Genomic DNA, 6,794 nt, shown 5'->3' on the forward strand with positions numbered 1-6,794 from the left:
GTGCGGGACGTTAGTTGCTCGCGCGGACGCGGTCCATGGGGAGCCATGCCACGGTGTCCCGCGTCACAGGGGCCTTGGAGCCGCCGTCCCCGGCAAGATCGGCCAGTTCCGCGTCGCTCAACGCACGTTCGTAGACGCGCACTTCGTCGATCGAGCCCGTGAAGTGGGCGCGGCTGTCGACCCGTTGGCCGACATGGAAGCCGTACCCGGAGTTGCGGGTCACGGTGCCCGGGACGTCGGCGGTGGTGGTCTGCGTCCCGTCGATCGACAGCGTGAGCCGCCCGCCGCCGCGGCGCAGCGCGATGTGGTGCCACTGGCCGTCGTTGTAGGCGCCGGTGGTGCGCACGGAGGCGGACTTCGGGGCGCCGGCGCCCTCGCGCGTGGTGATCAGGCCCGTGACGCGGTTGCTCGCGGGCTCGCCGCGCAGCCACACCTGCGGCTGGTTGGTCCCTATGCCGCCCATCCACAGCAGTGGCTGTTCACCGCTGGTCGCGGAGTAGCGGAACCACAGGGACGCCGTGAAGTCCTTGGCGCCGAGCGGGAGTTGCTGGCGGTAGGGCAGGCGTACGGCGTCGTCCGTGCCGTCGAAGGCGATGGCCCCGCCGAACCGTCCTTCGGTCGTGGCCGCCCCGCCGAGCACGGCCGCCGGCTTCGCGTGCGGCGCGCGGTCCTTGGTCTTCGGGTCGGGGCCCCGGCGCGGCTGGAGCCAGTCCTCGGTGAAGCGCGCGAAGCGGATCTCGTCGCGGGCGTCGACCGCCCCGCCCTCGTACATCAGGCCCACGTGGGCGCCGTCCGCCCGCACCATGTCCGAGTAGCCGGACCAGTCCGTGGTGACCGTCGTGCCGCGGTCCACGCTGTCCCAGGTGCGGCCGCCGTCGTAGGAGGAGCGGATCTGCATCGTGCGCCGCCGGTCGGGGTCACCGGGGCAGGCGAGCAGCATCCGCCCGCCGAACTGGAGCGTCGAGCCCTGTACTTGAGGCGTGTAGAGATCGGGGATGGCCTTGAACGGCGCGACGAAGCTGTCCCCGCCGTCACGGCTGACCGTGTGCGTGCGGTGCCCCAGGTCGGTGCCGTCCTGCTCGCGCCCGCTGACGTAGAGGGCCCCGTCCGGGCGCTCCGTGACGGTCATCTCCGACGGCTTCTGCCGGAACGTGCCGTCGGCCGGTATCGGGTACGAGTCCTTGGCGCCGATCTTCCAGTGGTCGCCGCCGTCGTCGCTGACGATCAGTGCCGCGTGGTTCGCCGTGACCCGGCTGCCGTCCCAGGTCTCGGTGTTGACGGTGAAGACGAGCCGTCCCGCGTGCCGCCCGCGGGTCAGCTGGAGTCCGTGCACGGGCCCTGTCGCGTACCAGGAGTTCCAGTCCTTCGGCAGGATCTGGTCGCTCAGGTCGCGCGGCGCCGACCAGCTGCGGCCGTCGTCGTCGCTGTACTGGAGGTGCGGGGTGCGGTCGCAGGGGACGGCGCAGTTCCCGCCGTCCGTGCGGCCCGTGTTGTACGTCTCGGCCAGGAGGATGCGGCCGGTCCTGCGGTCCACGATCGGGGCGGGGTTGCCGTGCGTGTCGCCCGCGCCCTCGTTGACCACCTGGAGCGGGCTCCACGTGCGGCCGCCGTCCTGCGAGCGCTTGACCACGATGTCTATGTCGCCCGCGTCACTGCAGTCGTTGACCCGCCCCTCGGCGAAGGCGAGGAGCGTTCCCTTCACCGTCTTCACCACGGCGGGGATGCGGTAGCAGGCGTACCCGGGGTCCTGCGAGGCCTTGAAGAGCACCTGCTGTTCGAACGCCGTCGCGCGGGCGTCCGGCGCCGCCTGGGCCGTCGGCCCGGGGAGCAGCGCCCCGACGGCGACGACGGTCAGCGCGGCCGTGGCGGTACGGAGGGATCTGAGACGTAAACGGAGAGCTGATGGCATGGCGCGGCCCACCTTTCAAAGGTGACTGGACATCCTGACATCCCACGTCCAACGTTCGCGCCTCAGACGCTACTTGGGCGGCTCGACACCCCACAAGAAGCGTGCGTGGCACGAATGGGCGCGGCCTGGTCAGGCTCAGGGAATCAGTACGACTTTTCCGAGGTTGCTCCGCGCCTCGATCACTGCATGCGCCTTCGCCGCGTCCTCCAGGGCGAATTCCGCGTGCACGGCGGGGCGCACCGCGCCCGTCGAGAAGAGCCGCCACAGCTCGCGCCGCCACGCCTCGTACACCTCGGGCCGCCCGCGGGCGATGAGCGCCATCTGGAAGCCGATGACCGACTTGGCGCCCACAAGGAGGTCGTACGCCTCGACGGTGCCGCCGCCCGAGCTGTACGCGACGAGCCTCCCGTGCGGCGCGAGTGCCCGCACGGCGGGCGTGAGCAGCTCGCCGCCGACCGCGTCGAGGACGTAGTCGACGGGCTCGCCCCACGACTCTTCGCCGTACGTGACGACCTCGTCGGCGCCGAGCGAGCGCAGGAAGCCGGCCTTGCCGCGGCCGGCCCCGCCGTCCGACACGGCTCCCACGACCCGCGAGGCACCCCTCAGCCGGGCCAGTTGGAGGGCTATGTGCCCCACTCCGCCGGCCGCCGCCGTGACCAGCCCCGCCTCGCCCGGCGCGGGGCGTGCGGCGTCGAGCGCGCCGTACGCGACGAGCCCGCTGCGGACGAGGGCGACCGCGTCGGCGGCGCTCGCCCCGTCCGGGACGGGCGACGCCATCGTGGTGTGCAGGAGCGCGAACTCGGCATAGCCGTGCCCGAAACACAGTCCCGTGACGCGGTCGCCCGGCGCGTACCCGCTGACGCCGTCGCCGGTGGACACCACTTCGCCCGCGACCTCCCCGCCGAGCGGGATCGGATCGCGGGGCTCGCGGACCTTGCGTACGACGGGGAGCGTGACACCGGCGGCGGCGACGCGCACGAGGAGCTCGCCGGGGCCGGGCGCGGGAACGGGCACGTCCTCGGAGAAGAGGACTTCGGGACCACCGCTGTGTTCGTACCGAACGCGACGCATGCGTACTCCAGACAGGGAGAGCCAGGGAGGGAATCGTGGGGAGCCCCAACGGTACTCACCTTTTCATGGGGAAGTCCAACGATTCTCCGGTACGCTCGACCCATGCCCACGACTCCGCCCGCCCCCACCGGTATCCGCACCCTCCCCAGCTGGCTCCTCGGCCGCGCGGCGGCCCGTGGCCGTGGCCTCGTCGCCGAGGCCCTGGCGGGGGAGGACATGAAGATGTGGCACCACGTGGTGCTCTCCGCCGTCGCCGATCAGGGCCCCCTCGCCCAGGCGGCGCTCGGCCGCAGCATCGCGCTCGACCCCAAGGACCTGGTCGGCGTCATCAACGACCTGCAGGGTGCCGGGCTCGTCCTGCGCGCGCCGGACCCCATCGACCGGCGCAAGAACGCGATCACGATCACGGAGGACGGCGAGCGGACCCTCGAACGCTGCGCCGAGGTCGCACGGCACGCCAACGACGAGCTCCTGGCGCCTCTTTCGGCCGCCGAACGGGGGCAGTTCCTGGCGCTGCTCACCCGGATCTCGGGCACCCTGCCGGACGCCGAGGCGTAGAGCGGGCCCGGGGCCCCGCCGGCGCAGGGGGCGCTCCCCGCCGGTCGGGGCCCCGCCGCCGTGCAGCGGGGAGCGGCCGGTCAGCCCTTGGAGGCCGCGGCCCGCACGGCGATCCGGTGCTCGCCCGCGTACACGTTCATGGAGGAGCCGCGCAGGAAACCGACCAGGGTCAGCCCCGTCTCGGCGGCCAGATCGACGGCGAGGGAGGAGGGCGCGGAGACGGCGGCGAGCATCGGAATGCCCGCCATCACCGCCTTCTGCGCCAGCTCGAACGAGGCGCGCCCCGACACGAGGAGCACGGCACGCGACAGCGGCAGGCGGCCGTCCTGGAGGGCCCGCCCGACCAGCTTGTCGACCGCGTTGTGCCGCCCCACGTCCTCCCTTATGTCGAGGAGTTCACCGTCCTCGGAGAAGAGCGCCGCCCCGTGCAGGCCCCCGGTCCGGTCGAAGACCCGCTGGGCCGCGCGCAGCCGGTCGGGGAGGCACGCGAGCAGATCGGTCCCGAGCCGGACCGGGGGAGCGCTGCCGCCGTCCGTGTCGTCGATCGCCCAGCGGGCCGTCGTACGGACCGCGTCCAGGCTCGCCTTGCCGCACAGGCCGCAGGACGAGGTGGTGTAGACGTTGCGTTCGAGATTGATGTCGGGCAGGACGAGCCCCGGAGCGGTCTTCACGTCGACCACGTTGTACGTGTTCGAACCGTCCGCGGTGGCTCCGGCGCAGTACACGATGGACTGGAGCTCGTCCGCCGAGCCGAGCACCCCCTCGCTCACGAGGAAGCCCGCCGCGAGCGCGAAGTCGTCGCCCGGCGTGCGCATGGTGATGGCGAGCGGTTTTCCGTTGAGCCGGATCTCCATCGGCTCCTCGGCGACCAGGGTGTCGGGGCGCTCGCTGACGACCCCCTCCCTGATGCGGATGACGCGGCGGCGCTCCGTGACTCGTCCCATGTCGATCAGTCCCGGTTCTGTACGTGCTGGTAGCCGAAGCGGCCCTTGATGCAGAGGTTGCCGTGGGTCACCGGATTATCGTGCGGTGAGGTGACCTTCACGATGTCATTGTCCTGCACGTGCAGGGTCAGATTGCAGCCGACTCCGCAGTAGGCGCATACCGTCGTCGTCTCCGTCTGCCGCTCCTCGTCCCAGGTTCCCGCGGCCCGCATGTCGTACTCGGACTTGAAGCTGAGCGCTCCGGTCGGACAGACCTCGATGCAGTTCCCGCAGTACACGCACGCGGAGTCGGTCAGCGGTCCGTCGTGCTCGACGGCGATCCGGGCGTCGAAGCCGCGGCCCGTCACCGAGATGGCGAACGTGTTCTGCCACTGGTCGCCGCAGGCGTCGACGCACTTGTAGCAGAGGATGCACTTGTCGTAGTCGCGCACATAGAGGTCGTTGTCGACCTTGGGCTCTTCGTTGAGCCGGGCCGCGTCCGGGCCGAAGCGGTCGGGCTTGGCGTCGTACTCCTTGAGCCAGCCCGCGACCTTCGGCGTGGTCGACATGTCGACGGACGAGGCGAGGAGTTCGAGCACCACCTTCCGGCTGTGCCGGGTGCGCTCGGTGTCGGTGAGGACCGTCATCCCCGGTTCGGCCCGGCGCGAGCAGGCGGGAGCCAGCACGCGGGCGCCCTCGACCTCGACGACACATACCCGGCAGGCGTTCTTCGGGGTGAGGGTGTCGCCCTCGCAGAGGGTCGGTACGTCCTTGCCCGCGGCCCGGCAGGCGTCCAGGATGGTCGACCCCTCGGGCACCCTGGCGCCCTGCCCGTCCAGGGTGAATTCGATGAGGCGGCGCGGGATTCCCAGCGGTACGGCGGTCACTTGTACGCCCCCAGGCGGTCGATGGCGGATTCCACGGCGTTCCACGCGGTCTGGCCGAGCCCGCAGATGGAGGCGTCCCGCATGGTCCGCCCCACCTCGCGCAGGAGAGCGATGTCCCCGGCGGCTTCGGCCCCGGTCCGTTCGACGATGCGGTGCAGGGCCTCCTCCTGCCGGACGGTGCCGACCCGGCAGGGCACGCACTGCCCGCAGGACTCGTCACGGAAGAACTCGGCGATGCGCAGCAGCACGCGGGGGAGCGGCACGGTGTCGTCCAGGGCGAGCACGACACCGGAGCCGAGGGTCGCCCCCGCCTCCCTGGTCCCCTCGAAGGTGAGCGGAATGCCGAGCTCGTCGGGCCGTACGAAGCCGCCGGCCGCGCCGCCCAGGAGGACCGCGCGGAGGTTGTCCGGCTTTCCGGCGAGGGTGAGGAGCTCGCCGAGGGTGGCGCCGAAGGGGAGCTCGTAGATGCCGGGGCGTTCGACGCTTCCGGAGACGCAGAAGAGCTTGGGGCCCGTGGACTTCGCCGTGCCGATGGTGGCGTAGGCCTGTGCGCCCATGGTGAGGATCGGCAGCACATTGATGAGGGTCTCTACGTTGTTCTCGGCGGTGGGCTTACCGAAAAGCCCCTTCTCCACGGGGAAGGGCGGCTTGGACCGAGGCTCCCCTCGGTACCCCTCGATGGAGTTGAAGAGGGCGGTCTCCTCGCCGCAGATGTAGGCGCCCGCGCCGCGCCGGATCTCGATGTCGAAGGCGTACCCCTGCCCCAGGACGTCGTCTCCCAGCAGTCCCCGCGCGCGTGCCTGCGCGATGGCGTGGGTCAGCCGCTCCAGGGCGCGGGGGTACTCGCCGCGGAGATAGAGGTAACCGAGGTGGGCGCCGGTCGCGTACCCCGCGATGGTCATCGACTCGATGAGCGCGTACGGGTCGCCCTCCATGATGACCCGGTCCTTGAAGGTGCCGGGCTCGGACTCGTCGGCGTTGCAGACGAGGTAGTGGGGGTGGTCGGGCTGCGCTGCGGTGGCCTGCCACTTCCTTCCCGTGGGGAAGGCGGCGCCGCCTCGGCCGAGGAGGCCGGAGTCGGTCACCTCGCGGATGACTTCGGCGGGGCCGATGGCGAAGGCGGTGCGGAGGGCGGTGTAGCCGCCGTGTGCGCGGTAGTCGTCCAGGGACGAGGGGTCTACGGAGCCGATTCTGCTGAGGAGCAGGAGGTCTTCCTGGCCTGCTTGGGGGACGGCGAGTTCCGCCGAGGGCTCGGCGGGGGCGGTCTCCGGGGCGAGGGCGGCTCGGGCGAGGGTCTCGGGCGCCGCGGGGCCGAGGGTCGCGGTGACGTATGACTTCTCCCCAACCCCACCCCTTCCCGAAAACCGTGCCTGCGCCCCGGACCTACCTGGGGGCTCCGCCCCCAGACCCCCGCTCCTCAAACGCCGGAGGGGCTGGGAATCAGCC

6 protein-coding genes are annotated in these 6,794 nt (G+C 71.7%); 1 reads left to right on the forward strand and 5 read right to left on the reverse strand.

Going from position 1 to position 6,794, the window contains the following annotated elements:
- Positions 1-10: 10 nt before the first annotated feature.
- Positions 11-1,909: an exo-alpha-sialidase gene (locus ACFUPX_RS05535; RefSeq protein ID WP_383316392.1), complete on the reverse strand. Its 1,899-nt coding sequence runs from the start codon at positions 1,907-1,909 to the stop codon at positions 11-13.
- A 135-nt stretch (positions 1,910-2,044) separates the two neighbouring features.
- Positions 2,045-2,980, reverse strand: coding sequence for a zinc-binding alcohol dehydrogenase family protein (locus ACFUPX_RS05540; RefSeq protein ID WP_383316395.1), 936 nt, complete (start codon positions 2,978-2,980; stop codon positions 2,045-2,047).
- 102 nt (positions 2,981-3,082) lie between these two features.
- Here ACFUPX_RS05540 and ACFUPX_RS05545 point away from each other — a divergent pair, with 102 nt between their 5' ends.
- Positions 3,083-3,538, forward strand: a complete 456-nt coding sequence (locus tag ACFUPX_RS05545; protein WP_383316398.1) for a MarR family winged helix-turn-helix transcriptional regulator — start codon at positions 3,083-3,085, stop codon at positions 3,536-3,538.
- A gap of 80 nt (positions 3,539-3,618) precedes the next feature.
- On the opposite strand, the gene fdhD is transcribed toward ACFUPX_RS05545, so the two are convergent.
- The 3 genes from fdhD to ACFUPX_RS05560 form a co-directional block, all read right to left on the reverse strand.
- Positions 3,619-4,482, reverse strand: coding sequence for a formate dehydrogenase accessory sulfurtransferase FdhD (fdhD, locus tag ACFUPX_RS05550; protein WP_383316401.1), 864 nt, complete (start codon positions 4,480-4,482; stop codon positions 3,619-3,621).
- 5 nt (positions 4,483-4,487) lie between these two features.
- Positions 4,488-5,348, reverse strand: a complete 861-nt coding sequence (locus tag ACFUPX_RS05555) for a 2Fe-2S iron-sulfur cluster-binding protein (protein WP_383316404.1) — start codon at positions 5,346-5,348, stop codon at positions 4,488-4,490.
- On the reverse strand, positions 5,345-6,794 hold a 1,450-nt coding region (locus ACFUPX_RS05560), incomplete at its 5' end, for an NADH-quinone oxidoreductase subunit F (RefSeq protein ID WP_383316407.1). The genes ACFUPX_RS05560 and ACFUPX_RS05555, both read right to left, overlap by 4 nt.

Origin of the sequence: Streptomyces sp. NPDC057302, from assembly GCF_042667685.1 — a bacterium.
Classification (GTDB): Bacteria; Actinomycetota; Actinomycetes; order Streptomycetales; family Streptomycetaceae; genus Streptomyces.

Bases quoted from the DNA above. Each gene is read 5' to 3' on its own strand.
- ACFUPX_RS05535 (WP_383316392.1), bottom strand. From the start codon at position 1,909: ATGCCATCAGCTCTCCGTTTACGTCTCAGATCCCTCCGTACCGCCACG.
- ACFUPX_RS05540 (WP_383316395.1), bottom strand. From the start codon at position 2,980: ATGCGTCGCGTTCGGTACGAACACAGCGGTGGTCCCGAAGTCCTCTTC.
- ACFUPX_RS05545 (WP_383316398.1), top strand. From the start codon at position 3,083: ATGCCCACGACTCCGCCCGCCCCCACCGGTATCCGCACCCTCCCCAGC.
- fdhD (WP_383316401.1), bottom strand. From the start codon at position 4,482: ATGGGACGAGTCACGGAGCGCCGCCGCGTCATCCGCATCAGGGAGGGG.